The sequence below is a fragment of the Jatrophihabitans sp. genome, assembly GCA_036399055.1.
In the GTDB taxonomy this organism is placed as follows: domain Bacteria; phylum Actinomycetota; class Actinomycetes; order Mycobacteriales; family Jatrophihabitantaceae; genus Jatrophihabitans_A.
Genome location: DASWNX010000017.1, coordinates 65,766 through 90,447, shown reverse-complemented (window position 1 = coordinate 90,447; position 24,682 = coordinate 65,766). Strand labels below are relative to the sequence as shown.

15 protein-coding genes are annotated in these 24,682 nt (G+C 67.4%); 8 read left to right on the top strand and 7 right to left on the bottom strand.

The annotated features are described in order from the left end of the window. Window positions 1–463: 463 nt before the first annotated feature. The 3 genes from recD to recC are packed head-to-tail and all read right to left on the bottom strand — an operon-like array spanning window position 464 to window position 8,933. Window positions 464–2,365 (bottom strand): exodeoxyribonuclease V subunit alpha, encoded by a 1,902-nt coding sequence (gene recD, locus VGB75_06150; protein ID HEY0166608.1) that lies wholly within the window; start codon window positions 2,363–2,365, stop codon window positions 464–466. After that, window positions 2,362–5,658, bottom strand: coding sequence for a UvrD-helicase domain-containing protein (locus tag VGB75_06145; GenBank protein HEY0166607.1), 3,297 nt, complete (start codon window positions 5,656–5,658; stop codon window positions 2,362–2,364). Before VGB75_06145 ends, recD begins: the two co-directional genes overlap by 4 nt. Beyond that, on the bottom strand, window positions 5,655–8,933 hold the full coding sequence (recC, locus tag VGB75_06140; protein ID HEY0166606.1) for an exodeoxyribonuclease V subunit gamma: 3,279 nt from the start codon (window positions 8,931–8,933) through the stop codon (window positions 5,655–5,657). Before recC ends, VGB75_06145 begins: the two co-directional genes overlap by 4 nt. 488 nt (window positions 8,934–9,421) lie before the next feature. On the opposite strand from recC, the gene VGB75_06135 reads away from it, so the two are divergent. From VGB75_06135 to VGB75_06120, 4 genes are all read left to right on the top strand, one after another. Further along, window positions 9,422–11,230: a TOPRIM nucleotidyl transferase/hydrolase domain-containing protein gene (locus tag VGB75_06135; protein ID HEY0166605.1), complete on the top strand. Its 1,809-nt coding sequence runs from the start codon at window positions 9,422–9,424 to the stop codon at window positions 11,228–11,230. Window positions 11,231–11,235: 5 nt separating this feature from the next. After that, complete coding sequence (locus VGB75_06130) at window positions 11,236–12,894, top strand: UvrD-helicase domain-containing protein (protein ID HEY0166604.1); 1,659 nt, start codon at window positions 11,236–11,238, stop codon at window positions 12,892–12,894. 400 nt (window positions 12,895–13,294) lie between these two features. After that, window positions 13,295–13,621 (top strand): hypothetical protein, encoded by a 327-nt coding sequence (locus VGB75_06125; protein ID HEY0166603.1) that lies wholly within the window; start codon window positions 13,295–13,297, stop codon window positions 13,619–13,621. After that, window positions 13,618–14,235, top strand: a complete 618-nt coding sequence (locus VGB75_06120) for a hypothetical protein (protein ID HEY0166602.1) — start codon at window positions 13,618–13,620, stop codon at window positions 14,233–14,235. The genes VGB75_06125 and VGB75_06120 overlap by 4 nt, the downstream gene beginning before the upstream one ends. Before the next feature lie 186 nt (window positions 14,236–14,421). Here VGB75_06120 and VGB75_06115 read toward each other — a convergent pair whose 3' ends face one another. Further along, window positions 14,422–14,991 carry a hypothetical protein gene (locus VGB75_06115; protein ID HEY0166601.1) on the bottom strand — a complete coding sequence of 190 codons (570 nt, stop codon included), beginning with the start codon at window positions 14,989–14,991 and terminating at the stop codon, window positions 14,422–14,424. 165 nt (window positions 14,992–15,156) lie between these two features. Beyond that, complete coding sequence (locus tag VGB75_06110) at window positions 15,157–18,249, bottom strand: helix-turn-helix domain-containing protein (protein ID HEY0166600.1); 3,093 nt, start codon at window positions 18,247–18,249, stop codon at window positions 15,157–15,159. 662 nt (window positions 18,250–18,911) lie between these two features. Between VGB75_06110 and VGB75_06105 the strand changes: the two genes are divergently transcribed. Then, a complete protein-coding gene (locus VGB75_06105) occupies window positions 18,912–19,352 on the top strand; it encodes a helix-turn-helix domain-containing protein (GenBank protein HEY0166599.1) in 441 nt (146 codons plus the stop codon). A 99-nt stretch (window positions 19,353–19,451) separates the two neighbouring features. On the opposite strand, the gene VGB75_06100 is transcribed toward VGB75_06105, so the two are convergent. Then, complete coding sequence (locus VGB75_06100) at window positions 19,452–19,754, bottom strand: helix-turn-helix transcriptional regulator (protein ID HEY0166598.1); 303 nt, start codon at window positions 19,752–19,754, stop codon at window positions 19,452–19,454. 73 nt (window positions 19,755–19,827) lie between these two features. Further along, the gene (locus tag VGB75_06095; protein HEY0166597.1) at window positions 19,828–20,004 is read right to left on the bottom strand and encodes a helix-turn-helix transcriptional regulator; all 177 of its coding nucleotides are present in this window, start codon (window positions 20,002–20,004) and stop codon (window positions 19,828–19,830) included. Window positions 20,005–20,264: 260 nt separating this feature from the next. On the opposite strand from VGB75_06095, the gene VGB75_06090 reads away from it, so the two are divergent. The 3 genes from VGB75_06090 to VGB75_06080 all read left to right on the top strand — a co-directional run bounded on the left by VGB75_06090 (window position 20,265) and on the right by VGB75_06080 (window position 24,678). Beyond that, the gene (locus VGB75_06090) at window positions 20,265–20,570 is read left to right on the top strand and encodes a hypothetical protein (GenBank protein ID HEY0166596.1); all 306 of its coding nucleotides are present in this window, start codon (window positions 20,265–20,267) and stop codon (window positions 20,568–20,570) included. A 158-nt stretch (window positions 20,571–20,728) separates the two neighbouring features. Beyond that, window positions 20,729–23,896 (top strand): CHAT domain-containing protein, encoded by a 3,168-nt coding sequence (locus VGB75_06085; GenBank protein HEY0166595.1) that lies wholly within the window; start codon window positions 20,729–20,731, stop codon window positions 23,894–23,896. Continuing rightward, window positions 23,896–24,678, top strand: a complete 783-nt coding sequence (locus VGB75_06080; GenBank protein HEY0166594.1) for a hypothetical protein — start codon at window positions 23,896–23,898, stop codon at window positions 24,676–24,678. The genes VGB75_06085 and VGB75_06080 overlap by 1 nt, the downstream gene beginning before the upstream one ends. Window positions 24,679–24,682 lie beyond the last annotated feature (4 nt).

Below are 24,682 nucleotides of genomic sequence, written 5' to 3'. Positions count from 1 at the left end.
TGGCGCGTGCTTCGTAAAGCGACCGGCCAATTTCGTCGGCGCGTTCGCCCACGGTCCAGGCAATGTGGCCGGAGAGCCCGGCTCACTCGAGCCGCCGACACCCATCGCCGGCACGCCGAGCTAATCCCTTCCGCGGATCGGGTGGGCCGCCCAAATTGACACTGAGCAGCCCACCCGAGGTCGGCGTCAGCCCTTACCCAGGGTGCTGCCAGCCTTCGACTTCGAGCCCTTCGACGAAGACGGGGACGACAACGTCGTCCCAGCCTTCGACAATGCGGACTTGCTCGGCTTGCCCATAGCACTAACCTCCTTCCGTCACTTCATAGGTACACGAGCCCTCTGACAGAACCAGTGCTCACGTTCCTTGGGCATGGCTGACTTGCCGCAACCCAGCAAGCCGATTTGCCGCACCCCGGCTTGCGCGAGGCTTACCGGCGTGAGCGGCTGCCAGTGTCGCCGCGGGTCAGGTGGGTCCGGTGACCCCGAGCAGTGTGGAGCGCAGGCCGCTGGCGCGCGGCACTTGCCGGGCGACCGCGGCTTCGACGGACTCCTGGGTGCCGAGGAGTCGGACGTGCTCGATGCCGCGGGTGATGGCGGTGTAGAGCAACTGTCGGCTAAGCAGGGCCGATGTTGGTGGCGGGAGGACGATCGATACTCGCCGGTATTGGGAACCTTGGGCGCGGTGGATGGTCATGGCGTACGCGGTTTCGACGGCGTTCAGGCGGCTGGTGGGGACCTGGACGGGCTGGGTGCCGCGTTCGAATGCGGCGATGAGGCTGCCGTTGTTCTGACGGATTATGACGCCGGTGTCGCCGTTGTAAACGCCAGTGTCGTAATCATTGCCGGTGACGAGCAGCGGCTGTCCGGCGTACCAGCCTTCAGGGCTGTCGTCGGGTGCTGGGGTGGTGTGGACCCAGTCGCGGACGAGGCCGTCCCAGCGGCTGACGCCGGACGAGCCGGTGCGATGGGCACACAGCAGTCGGTGCTGGCCGAGGGCGTTCAGAGCGGCATGGGTGTCGCCGGCGAGCGCGGCTTGCGTCATAGCGTGTCCGCTGGTGTGGATGTCAGTGCGGAGACCCTCGAGGTCGTTGAGGTCGGTCCAAGACACGTCGGCGGTTCCAGCGGTGAGGATGTCAAGTACTGCGGTGGTGTCGCCGGCATGGACGGCACGGGCAAGACTGTCGATGGCGCCGCCGTAGCGACGGCCGCGGGTGAGCCGGATGCGGCCGGTGCCAAGGCGGTCGCGCTCGGCGTCGGTGAGGGCGATGTCGTCCTCGTTAGTGGCCGTGGTGAGATCGGCTGGTATGGCCGCGGTTACAGCTGGGCTTGGCTCTGTAGTGGCGCCGATGGCTGCTGGCGGCAGGACGCTAGAGGCGACGATGTCAGCGAGGACGGCGCCGGCGTCAATGGAGGCGAGCTGGTCCGGGTCGCCAAGGAACACGAGCCTGGTGTGGGGTGTGGTCGCGTCGAGCAGGCGGGCGGTCATGGTGAGCGACATCATGGAGGTCTCGTCGATAATGAGGATGTCGTAGGGCAGCCGGTTGCGGGAGTGATATGCGTAGCGGCCTTGGTCGCCGCGGCGCCAACCGAGGAGGCGATGCACGGTAACGGCGGCCAGCTCCGGTATGTCGTCGGGTAGCTCGGTATTGATGCTTTCAGTGAGTCGCGCGGCGGCTTTGCCGGTCGGCGCGGCGAGCGCGACCCGGGGTGTGCCGCGGTGCAGCCGGTGCAGCGCGATGAGGATGCGGGCGACGGTGTGGGTTTTGCCCGTGCCAGGCCCGCCGGTGATAAAGCTTGTCCATTCGGTTGCAGCGACGGCGGTGGCAATGCGTTGCCGGTCCGGTGCTGCCGCAGACATGCCGGGGTCACCCGGGTCGTGGAACAGCTGGTTGAGGATGTCGGCCAAGACGCGAGCGTCGACGGTGGGGAGTGGTCGCGCCGCGCGTTCGGTGAGAACGCGGCGGATGGTGAGTTCCTGCCGGAAGTACCGGTCGAGGTAGAGCAGCGGCCCGTCGCTGGTGTCGGCCAGTCGTAGTGGCGCGAGGCAGCCGTCGGCGGGGGTGAGGAGGGTGCTCGCCCGTAACGCCGTTTCGACGTGGGCCGGGTCGGGCCACGGCAGGGCGGTCAGGTCGACCCCGTCGAGGTCGGTGGTGACATTGGCCAGGTCGGCCAAGGGCACGCAGACCGCTCCGAGCCGTGCGGCGCGCACGGTGAGCGCTGCTGCCAGCAGGACGAACGGTGACGGTTCTGCAGCGAGGCGTGTGATGCGTAGGGCGACGTGGACGTCGGCGGCGTCGAGGACGCCGGCGGCGTGGAATTCGGCGAGAGCGCCGGTGTCGCGGATGACGCGCAGATCGCTGCTCATGCGCCGGCCAGCTGGTTCGACAGGGCGGCGATGAGCCCGGCCGGTGGATGCCAGCTGAAGACGCCGCAGCCGGCCGGGGTGTCGGGGCCGGCCATGCCGCGCACGAACAGGTAGTGCACGGCGCCCAGGTGCTGGTCCGGGTTGTAGCCGGGCAGCCGCCAGGTGAGGTAGCGGTGTAGTGCGACCGAGTACATGAGGGCCTGCAGCGGGTAGTGGTCGCGGATCATTTCGGCGGCCATCGCGGCCTGGTCGAACCGTTGCACGGAGGCGGGCAGCGGGCCGAGCGCGTTTGTTTTGTAGTCGACGATGTCGAAGGTCGGCCCGGTGCGTCGCAGGACGGCGTCGATGCTGCCGGTGAGGAATCCGCGAAGCGGGGGCGCGTCGATGTCGTCGAGGATGTCAGGGTAGGCCGCGAGCGGGTCGGCTGGGCCGAGGTAGGTGCGGATGGTTTGCGCTATGTCCTGCAGGCTGGCTTGGCTGTGGGTGGGGGTGTCGCCACCGCCGAGGGGCAGTTCGAATTGCAGTTCGCTGAGCCGGTCGGTCGGCGTGATGCCGGCGAGGGTGCCGTGCCCGAGCGGGGTGTGCAGGACGGCGGTGAGCGCTGCGGCGAGTGCGGGCACGTCCAGGCCGGCCAGCCGGCTCGCGGCGGCGACCGTCGTGCGGTGGGTGACTTCGGCGGCTAAGTCAGGCGCGCTGGTGTCGACGTGTTCGAGGATGGTGTGCACGAGGGTTCCGAAGCTGGCGCTGGAGATGAACGCGTTGAGCGGCGACGGGATTGTGCCTGGCTGGGCGCTGTCGGCTGCTGTGGCGTTGGGGAGGGGCGGTGTGGTGGGGCCGGCGGGCTCGTCGGTCACGATGTATTGGTCTGGTTCGGAGATGACGCCGGGTTCGGTGTGCGCGGAGCTGGTGAGTGCGGAGTAGGACGTGCGTCGCCACACGTAGTCGAGGTGGCGTTGAAAGACGGCTGCTGTGAGGGCCGGTGCCGGTTGGGCCGGCTGGGTGTATGTGGGTCGTGGCGGCTCGGGTACTCCGGGGACGTGTTCGGTGACAATGGTGTCGCCGGCGGGGGCGGCCCAGGTGGCGAACGCGGCAGAGATGTCGTTGTCGGACGGGATGGACGGGCTGGTGGCCGGTGTCAGGCTGCCGCCGGTGCGGCCGAACAGGAGCCGGTGCAGTGGTGAGTGCGCGGTGACGCCGCTGGGCGCCCACCAGATGGTGAGCTGATGCTGGGCGCGGGTCAGCGCGACGTAGAGGGATCGGAGCTGTTCGCCGCTGTTTTCGTCGCGAGCGGCTTTCTTTCGGGCGGGGTGGCCGGGGTCGCTGGCGCCGCCGACGTCGAGAATGCGGGTGGTGCCCTCGTGCAGTTGGTAGACGTTTTCGGTGGGTCGTTGCGCGAAGTCCCAGCTGAATGGCACATACACGATGGGGAATTCAAGCCCTTTGGCACCGTGGATGGTGAGGATGCGGACGGCGTCGGAGTCAGAGTCGAGCAACCGGGTGCGGGTGCGGTTGGTGTCGGCGGAAGCGTCACTGATGCGGGTGGTGAGCCAGGCGGTCAGGCCGGCCAGGCCGAGGTTATGACGGGTGGCGGCCTGGTGGAGCAGCTGGGCGATGTGGCGCAGGTCTGTGACGTCACGTTCGCCGCTGTCATGTGCGAGCAGGCGCGCTTGCAGGTCGGTGTCGGCAGTGAGCTGTTCGTAGACGGCGGCGATGCCCGCGTCGCTGAACAGCCTGGTGTAGCCGGAGATCTGATCGGCGTGGGCGGCGGTCCACCCGTCGGGATCGAGGGCGAGGCCGGTCATGGTGGCGCCGAGGAGGGGACTGAGTGCGGCGAGGCGAACTTTGCTGGACCGGTGTGGTTCTTCCATGGCGCGGAGCAGGTGCCGCCATGCGGTGGCGGCGGAGGTGGCGTACACGCCAGCGTCGCCGACGAGGACTGTGCTGATGCCGGCGGCGGCGAGTTCGTCACGGACCGGGAGGGCTTGGGTGGCGCGACGCTGGACGAGCACAGCGATGTCACCTGGGCCAACCGGGCGGGCGGCGGTGCCGGTGCCGAGGGTGGCACCGGAGTTCAGCAGGGTGGCGATGTCGTCGGCGACGTCGCGGGCGACGCGAGCGCGGACACCGGGGACGTTCGGCAGACCAGTTCTCTCGGAGACCGGCCACGGTCCGGCCCGGTCGAGGTAGCGGACCCGCATCGCTGGTCCGGAGAACTGGTTGCTGGCGGCGGCGGCGTCTACATGGCGGGCGAGAATGTCAGGGTGGCCGAGGGCGGCACCGCCATACACAGTCTCGAGTGCGGTCAGAATGTCGGGGTCGCTGCGCCGGTTCGTGTCGAGGGTGAGGGGGTGGCCGGCGACGCTCACCGCATCGAGGTAGGACAGCACTTCAGCGCCGCGGAAGGCATAGATCGCTTGTTTAGGGTCTCCGACGAGGACGAGGGTGACGTGGCCGTGGAAGGCGCGGCGCAGAATCTGCCATTGCACTGGGTCGGTGTCTTGGAATTCGTCGACGAGGACGAGCCGGTACCGGTCGCGGATGAGCTGGCATGCCTGCTCGCCGGTTTGCGGGTCAGACAGCGACTGCCACAGCAGTGTGAGCAGGTCGTTGTAGTCGCGTAGGCCCATCAGTGTTTTGCGGCGGGCAAGTTCGGTGCGGGCGGCGGCTGCAAACTCAACGAGGTCGCAGGCGACAGTGCCCGGGGCCGGTTCGGTGGGGGCGAGTGCGGCGCCGGGCTCGCCGGTGGCGGCGGCGGCGACGTCGCGGGCCACGGCGAGGGAAAACGGGCCGATGGGCCGGTCAGCGAACCGGTTCAGGTACAGGTCGTCGACGACATCTGCGAGGACGTCGGACACAGATTCTTGGAACTGGTACTGCTCGCGGTATCCGGCGATGCCGAGAGAGTCCAGCATCCGCTGGCAAAATGAATGGGTCGTGGCGATGGTGACAGCGTCGAAGTCTGACAGGGCCTGCAGCAGCCGGGCACGGCGTTCGGCGAGGTCGGCGTCGTCGCCGATCGCCAGGGCACGGGTCAACTCGTCGTCGCTGCTGCGGGCGATGGCCGGGTCGGTGAGGGCGTCGGCGGTGCGGGCGAACCGGTGCCGGACTCGTCCGCGTAGTTCCTGAGTGGCGACCTGTGTGAACGTGACGACCATCAGTTGGTCGGGGCTAACCTCGCCGAGTGCGACGGCGCGGGTGGCCAGAGCGACGACGGCGTAGGTCTTGCCGGTGCCGGCGGACGCTTCTATGACGCTTGTGCCGGCCGGCAGCGCGTCGGTCACGGTGAAACTCATGCCGGGCCCATCGTTTCGTGCGCCAGCAGAGGCTCCCACACGTGCAACGCGAGGGCGGCGAACCGGCCGACGGCCGCGCCCCGCCACCCAGCCTCGAATGCTGTGGCGGGCTGGGTCCACAGCGTCTCGAACGTCATGTCCGGCCCGTACAGGTAGACGCAGGCTGGGTCGTCAGCTTCGCCGGGTGCGTCGTAGGTGCTCTGCCATTGCTGTTCTGCAGCCCGGCGGGCGACTTCGGGCCGGGATCCGGTAGCGGCCCGTTCGGTGAACGCGGCTGCGGACGCGACAGGTAGCGGCAGCGGTTCGGACAGGCCCAGTTCTCGCAGGGCGGCAAGTTGCGCGAGAAGTCGGGCCGGGTCCTCTGGTGCGGTCAGGATGGACCGCCACGGCCCCGGGTTGGCCTGCGACCCGCCCCAGCCGATTGTGACCGCCCGCCACGGCACGCTGGGGTCTTGCCTGGCGGCCGCGAGCAGCCGTATCCATGCCTCGACCCGCTGCTGGGCGTGCAGCCGTCCGTAGAGCGGCACAACGATCGTCCGGTCGTGGATGCCGGTGACCGTGCCCGACAGTCGCCGCCCGTCGCCGAGGTCAACGTTTACATCGATCAAGCTGGCCGGCCCAGTCATAAACGTCTGCGCGGCGCTCGCGATCCGTACGGCCCGGGCGTACACGTCGTTGCCGGCCTTGCGTCCAAGTTCGGCCGGCGGCAGCACGCCGCGAGCCGTTTCGGCACCGGCCACCTGCCATGGCTGGGAACCGGCGAGCAGCCCGGTCACGACCCGGGTCCCGACCTGCCAGCTGTCCAGGCCTGACATCTCGACCGGTATCTCCTCCGACAGAGCCTCGGGATCGTCATCGACCGTGATCCCTAGCCGCTGCCGCAGGAAGCCGCGGTACGGATTCCGCAGAAACGCGGCTAGCTCCGCAACCTCGACCAGATCTGTGACGGGCGACGGCGGCAACGGGGCCGGAAGCAGCACTACCGGTTCCGAGGGTGCCTGCAGCGCGAGCGCCCCCGCGAGCGCGTCGATGTCGTGGGAGAACGGGTCGGGCTCGGCGAACGAGCGCGGGTCGAACGGCTGCAGCGGTTGACGGTCCTCCACCGACGTGTCGGTCACGGTGGCTAGGGCGTCGAGGATGTCGGCAATGGGAGCGGCCGGCGGCCGTGGTTGGCCGGTGGCGGGGTCCGCGCCGCTGTAGGTCACGACGAGCCGGTCGGTGGCTGCCATGACAGCATCCAGCAGCAGTTGCCGGTCCTCGTGGCGAGGGTCTCGTTCCCCGATGCATGGTGTGCGGGCCAGGATGTCGTCGCCGTCGAAGTGCGTCTGCCGTGGGAACGCCTCGTCGTCCATCCCGAGCAGCGCGATGACCCGGTGCGGCACGGACCGCATTGGGACGAGGGTGGAGACGGTCAGTTCACCGGTGCGGAAGTTCGCCCGCGTGGGGCGGGACGCAAGCCGGCTTGCCAGCAAGGCGCGGATGTCGGGCAGTCGGAGGACGGTGTCGGCGCCGTGTTCGGTTGCCTCGCCGAGTTCCCGGTCAAGCTGGGCTCGTTGCCAGCTGTCCCGGGTACGGGTGCGGATGAGCAGATCGAGCCCGTCCCGCAGGATATCGGCCCACTCGGTGACCGGCCGTGCGCCGGTGAAGCGGGCCAGGAGGCTCTGGGTCCGGTCCATGAATTCGGCGAACCGGCCGGTGAGGTCGATGTCGCTGGAGTCGATGTCGGGCAGCGGTAGGACCTTGCCGAGGGTGGCCAGGGTGCCGTCTTCGGCAGTGACGCCAAGCAGGAGCCGGTCGAGGCCTGCGGTGGCTGTGTTGGCTGCGATGCCGGGCAGATCGAACCGAGCGCGGTCTGCGTGGGTGATGCCCCAGCGGATGCCGCTGCCTCGGGCCCAATCGGCCAGGTCGGTGAGGTCGGTGCGGGTGAAGCCGAAGCGGGCGGCGACGGGTGGCAGTGCTGCGAAGTCGAGCAGTTCGCTGGCTCGCAGGCGTCCGCCGGCCAGTTGCAGGAGGGTGGTGACGACGTCGAAGAGCGGGTTGGCCGCGGACGGGGAGCGGTCGGCTAGCCGCACTCGGAGCTGGTGGCCGGGGTGGGTGCCGGTGCGGCCGAATGCGGCCTGGATGAGGGGCGCGTAGGTGTCGATGTCGGGGCACATGATGAGGACGTCGCGGGGTTGCAGGCCAGGCAGTTCGGTGAAGGTGTGCAGGAGCGCCTCTCGGAGCACTTCGACTTGGCGGGCAGGGCCGTGACAGGCGTAGATGCGGACGCTGGAGTCGGCGGGACGGGCGCTGGCCGGGCGCGGAGTGTTGCTACGGATGGTGCCCTGCAGCGCGCTGAGCACGGTGCGCGGCTGAGCCTGGGCCGGGTGGTGGATGTCGGTGCGGCCTGCGGGGAGCCGTTGTTGAAGTTCGCGGACGTCGCGGCCGAGGCTGGCCAGAAGCGGGTTGATGACGGCGTCCGGTAGCGCTGGGTCTCGGACGGCGTTGACCGGTGGCGGCGTTGTGGTGAGGGCGTCCCAAAGGGCAGGGCTGGGGTGGTGCAGCCACAGGTGGACGTCGCGGTGGGCGGCGAGGGCGCTCAAAACCTCGAGCTGACTGGTGTTGACGCGGGTCGGTCCGAACACCGACATACGGTCGGGCAGGTCGCTCAAGCCGGGCTGGTCGGTCAGACGCGCGAGGACGTCGGGGAGCCGTTCGGCCGGGTTGGGGCCGATCTGGTCACGGATTTCGCGCCACAACTGTGCCTGCCAGGCCAAATCGGCGGACAGGGTTTGCCCGAGGCCGTTGGTGTCGTTGCCGGCGGCCCAGTCGCGCAGCATCGCAGGTCGATCGGCGCCGTATGTGCGGTACAAGCTGGTGAGCAAGGCAGCGGTGGCGTAGCGGCGGCCACTGCGGTGTACCTCGATCTGCTCGTCCAGATGCGCGGTCAGCTGGGTGCACCAGGGCTGGCCGATGGCGCTGTCGATAGCGTTGAGGGTGGTCCAGGTCAGTCGTGCCGGAGCCCACGGGTCCTCGGCGGCGGTCATGCCGCTGGCGGCGGCGATGACGGAATCAGCGAGGTCGGCGAGGCTGGGGAAGGCGAGGTTAGCGGCGATGCCGTCACCGGCATTCCCGCCGAGGTAAGCGGACAGGTGCTGGGTCAACCAGCGCTCGACGCCCCGGGCCGGGACAGCGATGACTTCTGGCGAGAACGGGTCGGCGAGCGGGGTGGCGAGCACCCCGGCCAGGGCGGTCGCGAGGGTGTCGGCACGTTCGGCTCGATGCACGTGCAACATCGCGCCCCTCCCGTTCGGCTGCCCGCACGTGCTGGTACGGACCTCGTACTTCCTACCAGGCCCGGGGCATCGCGGCCTGGTAGCCGCGGCTATTGTCCGTGCCGGCCGCGGTAGCGAGGTGTCGCCGATTCGACCGGGACGAAGTTGTCGCCTTGGAGGACGGCTGGTGATGCGGGTGGGAGGTGCCAGCTACACGGCTTGGTCGATCAGCTCCGCTGTCCGGATCGCTCGTTCACGATGATGTCGTTGTCACGAAGGTAGAGGCGCTCGGTCAGGAGTCAGCGCGTGAGATGGCGCAAGTCGCTTGCCTTGCGGCCCTTGGCGATGCCATCGACGCCCTGCCTGTCCCGTCGCGGGGACGAGACGGGCAGCACGGACCTTGATCCTACCGAGACCTGCGTTTCCAACTTAGAGGTTCGCTACCGATAGGATCATTACATTGCGGTGACATACCCTGTGGCCGGCATCGAGGAACGGGGAAACGGTTCGTGCGTATCTCGCACCTGCGGCTGGCGAATTTCCGTGGCTGGGCAGAGCTGGACCTGACGCCCGGCACTCATGTGCTGCTTGCCGGGGTGCCCCGGGCCGGCCGCAGCGATATCCTCATTGCACTGACGCGCCTCCTCGATCCAGCCTACAACCGTGTCCAGCCGTCGGAGGCCGATGTCCGACGCCAGCCGCCGCCATCCTCCGGCGGGACCATGGCCAGCTTGAGCTGCGCTTCCGCGCCGATGTACGGCGAGGTTGAGGTGACCCTGGTTGGTCTGGATCCGGAACTGGAACAGCTGTGCGAGGGTGCTCTGGAGCTTCTTGATTCGACCGACCAGATTGATGAGTCCGGCGACGCCGCACCGGATGCGGCCCTCGGTGTTCGGCTGGCCTACCGGGTCACGTATGACTCGGCGGCCGACCTACTCGAGCATGTGGTGTTCTACCCGGCCCGGAGTAACCCGGCAGCCGGGCAGTTCGCCCGGGTGCCGGCGGCCGTGCGGCGCGCGCTCCCGGTCGTGGGTCTAAACGCGAAACGGCCGCTGCAGCTGCGCGCGGAGGGCCAGTTGCGTCAGCTTGTTGTGGCTCGCGATCCTGACGCGGCAGCGGACGCGTTTCGGGCTCTTGAGGATGCGGTCGCGGTGGCCGCAGATGCACTGTCGACCGCGCCGGTGATTGCCGAGACAGTGGACGAGGTGCTCGGGATTGGTGGCGTGGCCGAGCACGTAGCGGATGGGCCGCTGACCTCGGATGATGTGCGGTTCCGGGCAGAGGACGGTTCGCTGTCGGCGCTGCTGCGTGCGGTCCAGCCGTCGTTGAAGTTGGACAATGCCGGTTTGATTTCTCTTTCGGAACATGGGTCAACCACGTCGGCGGTGATGGCGGCGGCAGAGGCCCTTCTGCTTGCCTCATCGACTTCCGGAGCAATCGTTCTCGGGGACGATTTCGGTGATGTCCTGGATGGTGCGACCGCGGAGCACCTGGCGATGAAGATCCGTTCCCAGGCCGCGCAGGCGTGGGTGACGACCCGCCGGCCGGAGGTTGCACGCGCGTTCGCCCCGGCAGAACTTGTCCGGTTGTCCCGAGGACCTTCCGGCCGGACTTACCACCAGATCCCGGAGCCATCCGACAAGAAAGAGGTCGCGGTCCGCCGGCTCTTGCACGCACAACTGCTTCCTGCGCTGACCGCAACGACGGTCGTCATCGTCGAGGGCCCGCACGACTTGACGACGTACATGGCGGCTGACCGGCACACCTCGGCGTTAGGGGTGCCCCTGTCGGCCGCCGGGATTCGTCTCATCTCCGCCGACAACGGATCCGGGGGAGGGACCAGCCAGATACCCCGGGTCGCCAAGCTGGCGAAGTCCATGGGCTTCCGGGTCGTTGCACTGATCGATCACGACCCGACAAAAACGTCCGCCGGCGCCCTGGCCGAGATCGTTACCGCCTGCGACGCCACGGTGCGCCTGCCAACAGGGACCGCCGTTGAGCGTGCGCTGACGACAGGCTTCGACCTCGCGACGCTCCGACTCGCCGCGCAGGCGCTCGCGGCTTATGGCTCGGACCCCGCTGACGGCGTGCACGATGCCGAGGTCGCGACCAAGATCGTGCAGTTCCTGCACAACCGAGCGTTCCACGAGCAGTTCCTTGACGCGCTCGTCGAGGCGTCCGGTTCCGTGCCGCCGGTTATTGCAGCGGCACTGAAGATGGTGTCGGTCGCGGCCGATCTGGGCTACTCCGGCGTGAAACTAATCGACCTGGCCCCGCCCCCCGCTCCGGCTGTCGCGAGCCCGACCTCGGTGAGCTAACCGGCATGTACCAGGCCGTTGGAACACAGCTCGAGGTCATCAACACGCGGGCGCCGGTAGCAGTCGTACTCGGCGGTGCCGGAACAGGCAAAACGACGACGGCAGCAGTTGCCGCTACCGGGCACCTGCTCGTGGCGGACAGCCGGCGGGAGCAGCTACGTCGGGATCTAGGCCAGGCAGGTAAGCCGGCTTGCCTGCCCGCCCAAGCGCGAGTGCTGTTCCTGTCGTTCTCCCGCACCGCGGTGGCGCAGGTGCTCGACCGGGCCACCAACGTCGCCAGTAATCTGCTCGAACGGATCGACGTCATGACGTTCCACGGCTTCGCGTGGAAGGTTATCAGCGACTTCGGTCCTGCCTTTGGCTACGCCAAGCAATCTCGGCTCCTGTCCGCGCCCAACAGCAAGGTGCCCGGCGGCCCGGCGGGCATGACTTACGACGACCTGCTGCCCGCCGCTCTCGGTTTGCTCGGCAAGCCTGCCGTCGCAGCGCACTACAACCGCCGGTATTCGCTGGTGATCTGTGACGAGTTTCAGGATACGAACGACCAGGAGTGGGCCTTCTTGCAGACTGTCGCGCCGCAGGCACGGCGCATCCTGCTTGGTGACGTCAACCAGTGCATCTACGCCGAGATGAAGGGAATAGACCCGGAGGCAAGGATTGCTGCAGCGCTCAGCCTGCCGGGTGCGGTCCAGATCGATCTGCCGCGGGCCAGTCACCGCGACCCGTCCGGTGTGCTCCCGGCAGCAGCTGATGCTGCCCGCGAACGCCGATTCAACGATCCCGCCGTCGTCCAAGCCGTCCAGGACGGCCGCCTGATCGTTTCCCGGGTCAGCGAGGAGTCCGCCACCGACGAGGTCATTTCCATCGTTCGTGCCGAGCGGGCCCGCAGCTGCAGCGTAAGCATCTTTACCCATACGAACGCGGCGACGACGGGGTTGTCCGATGCCCTGACCGCGGCGGGTGTCCGGCACGAGCAGGTCGGGTTGACCGAGGCGTATGGCGAGGCGCTGAATGCCCAACTCGGGCTCCTGCGATGGGCGATCGATCGCACGGCTGGCGGACGGCGAGACCTGGCCGTCTTCGTCGCGGCCAACTACCGCGCCACAACACCATTGGTCACACAAATCATGGACCGCTCTAACCCTGGCTTCGAGCGTGCCCTGCGGTTGGTCCTGAACGATTTGGGGGCTGCAGCTGAACCGCTCGACGTCGACCGTCTCGGGGAAGTAGTCGTCGGCGCCTACGGGCGGCTCGGCGCGCACCGGGGCCAGCAGGTTTGGGTGGAAGCTGGGCGGAGGATGCTTTCGGCGATGCGGCTGCTGCTCACCGGTGGATCCGTGGAGGACGTGGTGGCAGAGGTGGAGCATGCTCAGAATGCCGCCCTGCTCGGCGACGCCCGCCTGCGGCCGCGTCCGGTGCAGGTCATGAACCTGCATCAGACGAAGGGTCGGGAGGCTGACGCGACGATCTTGCTGCTGCAGCAGGATGAGTTCCACGGGCGCGAACGGCCACCGTATCCAAAGCTATCGCGCCTGCTTTATGTCGTGATGACGAGGGCTCGGCAGCGCGCCTACATCCTGGTGCCTGGGGCCGTCCATCTACTGTGGCAGCCGCTTGTCGATGCGTGCGAGGCCGCGACCGCCCAGCCCCGGGCAGCCAGCTGACGCGAGACGTGGCCCGCTGCTGCCCCCAAGCCGATGGTGGGGTGCGGTTCTATCGTTGCACCGGCCGAGCGTAGGGGAGGGCTTTGACGTAACTCCCATATGCGGCGGTGCCGATCTATGAGCGCATTCTCGAAAGAGTTCCGGCCGATCTGGCAGCGCAAGGTACGCGGCGCCTCCGGCTACTACACGCTCTCGCTGGTGGAGCTCCGGCGGATTACCGCTGCAAGGTGCACCCGGACCACCGCTCGGATGACATGCCTAATCGTCGATGACGTCGGCAAGCTCGGGCGGAAAGCCCTCGGACGCCCGGGCGGGCCGCTGCCGGTATGGCAGGGCGGTAGCCGACATCGTCGGCGAGCCTTCCGTGATTACCGCCCTAGCTAGCACGAAGCTGACGGGTATGACCACGCTCGAAGAGCATCTCGCGGCTTTGCCTGCCAGCGATGACAACCCGGCGCTGATCCGGGTAGTCGCTGCCGTGGAGCGCCGACAGGCCCGCATCGGCGGCCCGCTGGGGCGGACGGTGGCTCTGACGACCCTGAGACGGGCGCTGTCCGAGCATTGTGAACTCGTCGCTAGCGAGCGTGACAAGGCACTGAAAGACGTACTCGCTGCGCACACGCATCCGTCGCACCGGCGGCTGGCGATGGATCCGTGCTTGTCGCGGTATCGGATGAATCAGCTGGCGCAGATCGCGCGCCGCGGCGGATGGGAGCGGCGAGCATGAGCGGCGAGGCGATCAGCGTTCTCGCCGCGCTCGGAGGTGCCCTGATCGGGGCTCTTGCGGCCGTCGGCGGCACCTGGTGGCAGGGACATGCTGCCGGTAAGGCCGCCGAGGCTGATGCCCGGGAGCGCGCGTACGTGGACCTTCTGGTGGCAAGTCAGAACCTTGCGTTTCGGATGGACACTCTTTTGACGACGGTGAAGACGCGCTCCGGTCTTGGCGAGGGGCTGGCCGTTACTCTCGGCCAACGCAAGCCGATGGATGCGATGGTGTTGCACGATTGGCTGCGGGTTGACCTTGGGCCGTTGATGGACGCGTGGTCGCGGGCGTGGGCGTGCGCGTCCCCCCGGGGCGTCGAGTTGTCGAACGCGGTCCTCGATGCGTGCAACCAGATGTTCGCGGTCTTAGGAGAAGGCGCAGCGCAAACGCCGCTTATCAAGGCCCGGACGGCCGTCGTGGGCGCATCGATCGATGAGCAACGGACGCTGCTGAGCGAGCGGTCACGTGTCCTGGCCGCGGCGCGCAAGGACCTGGCCGAGCTCGTCCGCGCCGAGACCGGCCGGCCGCCTGCACAGCTGTTCGGCCCCGACATCGACCAAAAGGCGCGTGAGGAGTGAGGCGGTGACCGTAGAGGCAGTAACTGCAGTGCCAGCGGCAGAGGAGGTCATTCTGGGCCGGATATCTCCGGCCCACCCACCGCACCTCGGTCGCTTCGTTAGCGCGGTCGCGGATCGGTTACTTCCCGTAACCACATGCCTGCAGTGCATCAGGGGAAGGCAGCACGTAGTGGTCTCAGATGCTGGTCACCAGCGCGGCAGGTTGTTGCGCCACGGGTGCTCGGGTGGCAGGCCGACGCGGGAGTCGGTGGCGAGCCGCCGGTAAGTCTGGGGCAGTAGGACGGGCGCGGTAGTGGTCGCTTGGTCGAGCAGGTCCCATCGCTCGTGGTAGCCAGCGAACGCTGGTGCGAAGGTGTGCGCTGCGGCGAGGCTGGTATTGCGTTTGCCGGCGGGGATACCTGGTTCGGTCAGCCAGTCCTGATACGCGATCCAGAAACCGGCCGCGACGTGATCGCGTGGTACGACGTAGCTTGCCGGTGCCTGCCACGCCGTCATCGGCAGGCTGACAAGGACGTACCACTCGTGGGGCATGCGGGCTGGTTGGAGACTCTTGACGCCGAGCACCCAATTCGGCTTGGCGTGGGAACGAGTGGCTTTCACCTGGACGGAGATCACGGCCGAATTGTCGGAGCGGGTCGCAAGGATATCGGTGCGTTCAACGCCGTCGCGTGTCAGCGCGGCGGCCCAGCCCAGACTGGACAGCACGGTGCACACCCAGTGTTCGCCGGTCGATTTAGTCAGTTTGTTATCGGCCACGACCGGATGCTAGCCGAGCCCGGAACCGATAATGGCTAGCTCGGCAGTCCTGTCCACTTGGCGGTAGAGAGGCAGCGCTTGTCCGACCTGGACCCGCTGCGGACCTGCTCGAAGCAAGCGTGATTTGACCGCGGCGGTTCCTGGTGCCGGTGGCGGTAGCGGCTTTCACGCCGCCTGGAGCGGCAGCTGCTCATCAGCGACGAATCCGCGAGCGACCAGCAGGTTGCGCACGGCGGCGGCGCATTCGGGCGGGTATGCCCAGCGCTTCCATCCGACGGGCCGCATCGCGCCGGGCACCAAGCCGCGAACGGCCGCTTGGGTGAGCGTGGTGTGGAGCCGGGGATGTGGGGTGAAGCCGGCTTGCCGAAGAATTTCAGCGGGCCGGAGGTAGCCGTCGGCCAGCATCGCAGTGACCTGCTCGAAGGCCGACGGCGGCAGCCACCACCGCCGCCCGGTCACCGTGAACTGCTGGGTGCCGTCAATCTTGCCGGTTCGCAAGGCACGATGCAGGTACTCGACACTCACGTTCGTCTCGGCGACAGCAAGCTGAGCGCGCAGTTCGCTGACCGTGATGTGGTGTGGGAGAGGGGCGTGGACGAGCTTGAAAGCTTCGAAGTCGCTGCGCCGCACACGGGCCTTGCCTCGGGTCGTGCGGGTGTTTACGTCGCCATCGCTGGGCAGTTCTCCGGCCTGGATCGCATTGGTGACCCGGATGTAGGTCGAGCCGAGTTCGCGAACCACGTCGCCGACAGTCATCAGTTGCGACAGCGTCGGGTCGTTCCGCTTGATCCAGGCGTGGACGTCGGAGGCGAGGATGAGCCAACGCTTGCCGTGGATACCGGTCGCGAGCCGCGCGGTGAATTCGCCTTTGCGGCACTGCCGCTTGATCCAGCTACGCGACGCGCCGGTAAGCCCCTGGGCCTGCATGCTGGTGATGTAGCCGTCCGGGATCTGGTAGCGGGACGCCGCAGCGACATCGATCTTTCGGACGAAGGTCGTCTTGCCGTACCGATGCCGGGGCGCGCCCTCGCTGGCCAGCATGTTCTCGACCGTGACCGCAGCCAACTTCAGTGCGGCCGCGGCCTGCGGGAGCGGAATCCAGACCTGCGCATCCGGTCGCTCGGGTACGTCGACCGTGGGGTTCTCGGCGCGTGCTCTCACCCGAAGCCACTCGTTCTGGCGGCGCTGGTGTTCTTTCGCGGCGGTGATCTGCTTGATGATGTCGGCATCAATCCACGCGTAGGGATCCGCGACCGCGCCGGACAATCCCGCAGCAGCGACGAAGTCCTCGTGGGACATGCCCGCAGTCATCGCGGCCTGCCAGGCGCGGACGTGCCCGTCGGGGCGGCCGGCGTCGGAGAACGCACGCAGTGCCTCGGTTCGGTAGTAGCGGCGGCCTTTGAACATCTCCCACGGCAGCAGCTCGAAGCCGACCCGTCGAAGTTTCGTCCCGGAGGCGCGGTCGGCGGCGGCGCCACACAGCAGATCATCGGAATCGATCGCCGCGCACCGGGACCTCCATTCCTCGATCGAGGAAATCGTGATGTAGGTGTGTCGTGGCTTTCCCGACAGCGCTGGGCCGCTCCAGCGCGTCAGCTCCGGTGGCTCCTGGCGGGCGGCAGCCAGAATCGTTGGGACATCGACGTCGAGCATGGCAGCGGCTTCGGTTGCGGCGACTGCGACGGAGGGGTCGGGTCGGCGCATGGCGTTCACGGCCTCTACTTCAGCACGCCGCAGGTAGGTCATACAGCGACGACCGAAGGTGAACAGCAACAGCTTGTCCTCGATGGGCGTTAGCTGCCCGAGCTGCATGAGCTTGTAGACCCGTCCGACCTGTATGCCAAGCATCTCTGCCGCTTCCCGCGGTGACACGAACTGCGAGCGGTCCTGCGGGAGGAACGCCACGTCCATCGTCTTGAGCATCGAGTTGACTGACTCGGCGCACTGGCGCAGGTCGCGGTCGAAGGCGTCGAGGTAGTGCTCGGCGGTGACCGACGCTCCTTCGAACCGCCCCGTGAGCTTGTGCCCGAGGAAGCGGGAGATGACGACGTCGGCAATGCCGGCGGCGTGCAGTTCGCTCGCAATCGACTTGCGGAACGCGTGCGGGTGAGGTGTGACCGGTAAGTAGCTCCGTTCGGGTGTGAGAACCTGCAGACCGGCCGCCTGCGCGCACGCCTTCACTCGCCGCCCAAACGCCGATCTACGTCCCCACGGCCGTTCAGGACCCTCGACACCGACACAGATTGCCGTCGTCGGGTCTGGGTCAGGGCCGTGAAATGTTTCGATGTAGCGGTCGATTGCGGTCGCGAGAATGGCCGGCACGTACATGAACCGCTTGGATGCAGCCGTCTTGAGCAGGTTCGACGAGAGCGTGACCATGCCGGTGGCCGGGTCTTTAGTCGGCTGGTACTGGCGGACGACCGACAGGCGCCGATTGCTGCTGTCCCAGTCACAAATGCGCAGCCCGTACGCCTCTCCGACGCGTAACCCACACGCGTACATCAGGCCCAGCGGCACCAGGTCGCAGTCCGGTAGCAGCCGCGCATAGACCTGGACGTGCTCCCGCGTCACCTGCCTCATGAGCTTTCTAAGGTTTTCGGCGTCTGTCTGGACGGCACGCACCTCGGCCGGACGCGTCTTCAACTTGACTAGCGCCGCCGGGGTTTTGGAGAAATCGATGTCATCATCGTCCGCGGCAGCCTTGAACACGTCCTTGACTAGCCAGAGGAGCAGACCGAGCTGGTCCTCGGTCATCGTCGTCACTGAAGGGCCGCACGTGTTGATGAGCGCAGCCATGTCTGCGGCATAGTCGTAACGCGGGTCGGCGTTCATCGCATCCGACGGCGCCCCATCGACTCTCATATCGAACCAGTTCTGAAGCCGGTTGCGTCCGACCTCGCTCAATGGCAGTTTCGTCCACTCTGCCGTCAGAACATGCCGCCTCAGGAACGACAACATGCTCTTGGCCGTCTGGTCCCGCTGACCGCCGCGCCGGTAATGCTCCCACCACGGGCCCAGCGCGTAGTCGTTGAAGGTCCACGTGCGACGAATCGAGTACCCGTACAGCTTCGGCGTCGGCATGCCCTGTGCCCACCGGTCGCGAGCTTCGGAGAGAAACTCCTGGCACAGCTCAGCGGTCGGGAACGCCCTGCTCCACGTCGTCTTCTTCGACTCCGGCGACGTCCGATACCGCCCGCGGAAGCCGTTGCCGCGGGCCTCGATTCCCGGCGGCAAGCCGGTGGCACGAGAGGTAGACATAGTTCATTGCTCCTAACAAGTTGAGGTGGATGGGTGCCGGCCGCGTGTGATGGACCGTAGATCGCGACGGCTGGTGGGCGCGAGCTTCGTTGCATGGGGCAGCCGGCCGCTTGCCCTAGGGCATCGGAGGACGGGGTGTCCTCTATTGCGCAGTTGGGATGCATGAACGCGCCCACTGCCGCCGATCGCGCCGTCGAGCGGCGGTTCATTCAGGCTGCGGCAGCATGGTTGGTGCGCCAGGTGCGTGGGACTCGTTTGGGACTTCTGATCGTGGTGGAAGCTCCGCCGCGGTGTTGGAGGGGCTCACCCTTGGAGAAGCGGGGTGATCGGCGGAAGACTTTCGGCACTCGGGCGGTCCGTATCGCAGACTGCCCTTGCTGTTTCCTCGACTGTTTGCCCTAGGGCATTTCGAGAGAGCCCTGCAACCCCCGTATCCATTAACGTGCGTGACCCGACACGGAAAGCAAGCAGGTTCTGCTGGGACGCGTTGGGGACACTGAGGCCGGCGCATCATGTTGCCGACGTTCGAGCAGTCGCGGCGCTATGGGTGGACGGCGTGGTGCTTTGTCAGCCGCAAGTGGGACGTGCGCGCACCATCGCGCTCGCGCAGGCCAGCAGCGACGCACCTGACTTGATGTAGCATTACTACTACACTTTGTGGTATGAGTCAGGCGCAGTGGGAGTACTCGCTGCGCCACGCTGCGCAGCTCGCTGGCGTCAGCGTGGACACCATCAAGCGCCGACTTCGCGCCGGGGATTTGCCGCATGCACGTCAGCGCGATGACCCGGCACGAACCTGGGTCGTCCCACTCGGCGACCTGGTCGCCGCGGGCTTCTCCATCACGCCCTCACGCTCCCTGCAGGCACCCGCCCCTTCCCCCGAGCCGCGTCGAGGCGAACCAGACGCCTCACCTCTACAGATCCGGCTCGCCGTGGCGGAGGCCGTCCAGAAGGTGCATGCCGAATACGCACAAGCTTTCGCCGAGCTGGCAGCTCAGGCAGTCAAAGCGCTCGGCAACCGAGGTATGACGCAGCCAACGGGTGAATCAACCGACCAACCAAGGCGCACTGAACCGCCTGAAGACCTGCCCATGCCCGAGTAGTCGGGCGGTAGCAGCCGGCTCGACCTTCAGGTCGAGTGACTCCAACCCGGCGGCGGGCACGCGCGCTCGCCGTCCCTCGCATCCGTGTGCGGGATGAGGTCAGGTTCGCGGCCAGAGTCGTGTGTTGAGGAAGGCCTCGGCGCGGACGATGGTGTGCAGGTCGGGCAGGGTGGCGCCGTTGGTGACGATGTCGTAGTAGGTGCTGCGGGCGATGCCGAGGCCGTCGCTGACCTGGGTGACGTTCAGGCCGGCTTCGGCGACGACGTCTCGGAGGCGGGCGGCGATCTGGGCGGCGACCAGCACCGTCTCGGGGGTGTCGTCCTGGAACGGGCCGTCGGGCCAGACGCCGTCGGGGGCTAGGTAGCCGTTGGGTGGTCCCAGGACTCCGCGGCGGCGTGGCATGGGGGAAGTCTGCCACGCCGCGCCGACAGGGACTGATCACCGGCGGACACCTATCTAGTTCAGCCGCACAGGGTCACGCGCTGTCCTCGGGGAAGAAGCTGACCTGCAGCACCTGCTCGATACGGATGACCGCGTCCATATCTGCCCAGGCGAGACCACGCAGCATCCGCGACGCCCACGAGGCGGTCATCCCTGTTTCCCGGGCCAGCCGGGCGATGCTCCAGCCTCGTCGCTCCAACTCTGTACGCACCGCTGCGGTGTACTGAGCTGCCGCTACGGTCAGGACCGGTGCGTCAGGTCCGAACGGGCCGTCCGGCCAAGTGCCGCCTTCGGCGAGGTAGGTGGCTGGCGGGGGGTATTGACGGGCCACAACCCCTCCCTTCCCGGTCGGGGCGCATGATGACAACCCTAGTGTAGGTCTAAAACTACGCTTTGCCAACCGGGCTTGGTGTCGAGTGAACGCCGCGCGCCTCGAACTGCCAAGGGCTCTTGGCACTTTGTGATGGGATTGTGGCGGCAGCGAGCTTCTCGACGATGGTGGAAGCCATCGCTCGGGCGACTCGCCGTATCGGCCGTCGGGCTGACCCGCTGGAGCGGGCGATGGAGTACGGCGAGCTCATCGCCGTCTTGCAGGAGCAGGTGAGCCTGGTCGCGGCCGAGCGGGATTCGGCCATCACCGAGGTGTTGGCGACGGTGCCCGGCATGTCGCATCGCCAGCTGGCGACTCGGTTAGGCATCTCGGCCCAGCGAGTCGATCAGCTGGCCAAGATTGCCCGGGCCGGAGGCCGCCGCCCGGGAGGTCATAGCAGCGAATAATTCAGCGACGCGCTGCACCACGCGAGCGGGAGCAACACTGTCGCGTCGGGCTGGATGAGTGGACGCTGCAGCTCGCGACGTCTCCAGCGGGCCATGAGAGATGCGGCAGGCACGAGCGAGCTGGATCGATGTGTGCGTGATGTCGCCCGACCGCCAGCATGAATGTCTCCACAGTCTGGATCGGTGCCGGACTAAGCCGCCTGCATATCCGCTCGATCGCGCTCACTGCTTACGTGAAGCGGCCCCACGCTGATTCGGTTGCGCGGCATGATGATGCTGTGCCAGATGAAGCCGAGGAGTTGTTCGTCGTACGTCGTCGCACTGCGTCACTGATCTGCTCGGCATGCCAGGAAATGCAGCATGTCACGAGACCGGTGTTCCTCGATTGGCGCGATCGGCGTGCGCTCGACGAGCTCGATCGGGCCTTTCCGACCGCAAGGTGCACCAGCTGCGGGACCGATTTGGCCATCGATCTGCCGGTCCTGCTGACCAGGCCCGGCGACCCCGTCGAATTCCTCGTCAGCGGCAACATCAGGTCCGAAAAGGCGGTCGAGGTCCTCACCGAGATCTTCACCGACCACCTTCCGACCGAAGATGGACGCACAACCACACCTGTCGCGGTGTGCCCCGCTGAAGTGTTCCCGTTCGTTGCCCGCCGCTACCTCGGCTTCGCCCTTCAATCCATAGCCGAACCCGGCACAGGCTTCGACGGGATCGGCGCCGCCTGGCTAGAAGGTGTCCGCAGCTCCGGTGAGTGGCCGCACCTACAGGACGACCTCGCCCGCTACCTCACCTCGGACCCGGACCACGCCGACGCGGCCAGCAGCCTGTTCGAGGAAAAGTGGCAGCCGGTCGTCCGCAGGCTGGGCCAGGACACCGTCGCGGCACAACCGACGCCCGACCAAGCCCAGGCCGTCCGGCTGCGTATGCGGGAACTAACCCGCCTGCGGCATGTAGCGGAAGGCATCGACGCCGGCGATGCCGTCGTTGCCGAGGCGCTCGACCTGCTCGCTGACGTCGTCGCCCGGGAGAACAATCCAAACCGGACCGTAGACGATGTCCGGCACGGCGTCGCGTCTGGCCGCCGACTCCTGACCCTGCTGGACCAGCACGGGCTGTCCGGTACCAGGCTGGCGATCACCGCCACCAACGACACCGCGGCCCTCATGCTCGACGACCCAGACGAATACCGCGGCGAAGCACTCCGCATGCTCGCCACCCGCCGCGCCGAGGCAACCCGTCGCCAGCTCGCCTCGCTCGCCGACATCACTACCAACTACGCGCTTGCCCATCTGCGGTCCGATCGCATCGCCGGTGCCGAAGAGCTCGATCACGTCATCACCCTGCTCGAAGACGCCCTGCACCTGCACACGCTGTACTTCCCCGACGCACCCGAGCAGAACCTGTGGGCCATCACGAACCTGGCCACGAAGTACCGCTCGCGCCTCACCGGCGGTCCCGCAGACAACAACGAGCGCGCACTCGAACTGTTCGCCCAAGCCCGCGCGATCGACGACGAGCTGGACAAGCTAACCCGACCCGACCGGATCGTGCTCGACAGCAACTACGTCAACGCGCTCACCAGTCGCTTCACACTCGCCCCGACCCAAGTCGACGCCGACGCCCTGCTTACCGAAGTCGATGACCTCGCACCACGGCTGGACGAACTTGGCCCCACTCATCCCACCCGGTTACGGAGCCTGACGAACTTTGGCAGTATCGCCGTCGAGCTTCTGGCCGCGCACGACATCACGACACCGGCCGGCCTGTCCGAGCGGGGTGAAGCATGGTTTCGCACCGCGATCGATGCCCTTGCAGGTGTGCCAGATGCCGACGCCACCTCGATCCTTGCCCGCAGCGGCCTGGCCGCCTTGCTCAGCCAACGCGGGCCTGACGGCTACCGCGAAGCGGAAGAACTACTGACCGGCTGCGTCCGCGCCCTGGATGGTTCCCCCGCGACGATGCTGCACCACACCGTGGTGGACAACCTCGCCCGCCTACACCTGTGGCAAGGCCGTTGGGGTCAAGCGATCATTTACCTGGAACAGGCGTGCAGCTGGGCCGACGACACCATCGCCGCGGCATCAACCCAAGCCGCGAAGCTGGCGCACGTCGCCGCCGCCGGCGACCTGTACCAGCGCCTAGCGTTCTGCTACGCCCAGCAACATGAAGCCCGCGCGGCCATCCATACCGTCGAACGTTCTAGAGCGCGCTGGACAGGCAAACTCGATATCGACGAGGCAATCGTCGGCCGGCTCACGCCCGGCAGCGCCCTGCTGTACCTCGGCACGACCAGCATCGGCTCGTACGCCGTCATCCTCGCCGCCGGCGGCGCCGGCGCCTGGACCGCGACCCTGCGCACGGCCGAGATCCTGCCCATCCTGCTCCGGATTCAGCAGGCAGATGCTGCCTCGGACCTGATGGGACCGCTGGATGACTGCGCCGCCCTCCTGCATCAAGGACTGCTGAACCCGCTGGCTGACATCCTGCGCAGCGAGAAGATCCAGACGCTCAACATCATCGCCTGCGGCCCACTGTCCGGGCTGCCGCTGCACGCCCTCGCCGGACCTGACGGCACCCTCGCGCAGCACGCCTCGATCCGCTACCTCGTCAACGCCCACGCTAGGAACACACCTGGCCCTGCATCGCCTGCGGCGGCGATCGCGGTAGCCAACCCGACCGGTGACCTGCCATTCGCCGCGACGGAGATCGATGCGATCCGCAGCTACCTTCCCGAAACGCACACACCACCGCCAGGTACGGGTGTCCGCGGCTGGCTCACCACCCACCTACCGGCCGCCACTCATCTGCACCTGGCATGCCACGCCCGCTACGACCCGGCCGACCCGTTCGCCTCGCACTTCGTCCTCGGCGACAACCTGCGCCTGACCATCTCCGACATAGCCGAGGTCGGCACACCGAACCTGGAACTGGTGGTCGCGACCGCATGCCAGAGCGGGGTCATCGACCAGCGCGGCGCCGACGAACTCGTCGGCCTGGCCTACGCACTGCTAGCCGCTGGAGCACAGTCGGCGGTGGCCGCGCTCTGGAAGATCCGCGACGTCAGCACCGCCGTGTTGGTGGCCCTGTTCTACAAGGCACTGGCGGCCGGAGCGCCGCCTGCGGCAGCGCTCGAGGCCGCGGCTTACGCGGTCAGCGACGTCAACGTCGCAGAGCTCACCGAGTGGGCGGACGCGGACTGGCTGCCTGAGGCGCTGCGGCCACAGCTGCGCGCCATGCGTCATGTACCGCGCTACCGCAACCTGGCTGTGCGCCCGTTTGAACACCCCGCGCATTGGGCCGGGCTTGTGTACATTCAGCGCTGATGGCTCTGACTGATTTCCTCGAAGCGCTCCTCGAGGACTGGGACAACGTCGAGGCGACGCTTAGCGTCGCCGAACTGGTCGAGGTGCACCGCCGCGCCCACATCGCGGAACCGTTCGGCAGAGAAAAGCTCGGCCTTCAGCTCAACGGCGACCCGGCGGACGCAAGCGGGTACCTGGCGCAAACGCTGGCCCGGCGGTTGCCGGACGATCACCCGGTGTGGGAGGAACTGGCTGCGGAGCCGAGCCGGTTCCAGCGGTCTCCGGCCACCGACCGCCAGTTGTTAGGCATGCAGCGTCTGCTCGTCAATGCGCGGAATGGCTTGACCGGCCCGGACGCCCCCGCGAACGCGGTCAGCGACTATCTGACCGATGCCGCTCAGTCGCGCATCATCGCCGACTGCTTTGCGTGGAACGCCCAGTCCCGAATCTTTGAGGGTGCGCTCTACCTTCCCGGCGTAGAGATCAACTTCTACCCTCGGTTTCAATTTCATGTGGTTGCCGACGCGGCGCCGTGGCAGGTCAGCGAGTCGGAAAGCAGTGTGGCCTGGCTCGCCGGATTAGAGGGCGGTTCGTCGGAGGAGGTTCGGCTGTCGTGGAATGTGCACCCGAGAGTTCTGGAGTCGCGGGAGTACCTTGATCCGAAATCGGATCCGCTCGGCAGCATCGGCTGGTGGCTGAGCATCAATTCCTGGCTCGGCACCGAGCCCGCGGCCCTACTCGGCACCGCGCGCGAGCCGGAAATCCTGCCCGCGCTTGCTCAGCTCGACAACGACAGCTGGTAAGGCA

Bases quoted from the DNA above. Each gene is read 5' to 3' on its own strand.
- recD (HEY0166608.1), bottom strand. From the start codon at position 2,365: ATGAGCAGCGATCTGCGCGTCATCCGCGACACCGGCGCTCTCGCCGAA.
- VGB75_06145 (HEY0166607.1), bottom strand. From the start codon at position 5,658: ATGAGTTTCACCGTGACCGACGCGCTGCCGGCCGGCACAAGCGTCATA.
- recC (HEY0166606.1), bottom strand. From the start codon at position 8,933: ATGTTGCACGTGCATCGAGCCGAACGTGCCGACACCCTCGCGACCGCC.
- VGB75_06130 (HEY0166604.1), top strand. From the start codon at position 11,236: ATGTACCAGGCCGTTGGAACACAGCTCGAGGTCATCAACACGCGGGCG.
- VGB75_06125 (HEY0166603.1), top strand. From the start codon at position 13,295: ATGACCACGCTCGAAGAGCATCTCGCGGCTTTGCCTGCCAGCGATGAC.
- VGB75_06120 (HEY0166602.1), top strand. From the start codon at position 13,618: ATGAGCGGCGAGGCGATCAGCGTTCTCGCCGCGCTCGGAGGTGCCCTG.
- VGB75_06110 (HEY0166600.1), bottom strand. From the start codon at position 18,249: ATGTCTACCTCTCGTGCCACCGGCTTGCCGCCGGGAATCGAGGCCCGC.
- VGB75_06105 (HEY0166599.1), top strand. From the start codon at position 18,912: ATGAGTCAGGCGCAGTGGGAGTACTCGCTGCGCCACGCTGCGCAGCTC.
- VGB75_06100 (HEY0166598.1), bottom strand. From the start codon at position 19,754: ATGCCACGCCGCCGCGGAGTCCTGGGACCACCCAACGGCTACCTAGCC.
- VGB75_06085 (HEY0166595.1), top strand. From the start codon at position 20,729: ATGAATGTCTCCACAGTCTGGATCGGTGCCGGACTAAGCCGCCTGCAT.
- VGB75_06080 (HEY0166594.1), top strand. From the start codon at position 23,896: ATGGCTCTGACTGATTTCCTCGAAGCGCTCCTCGAGGACTGGGACAAC.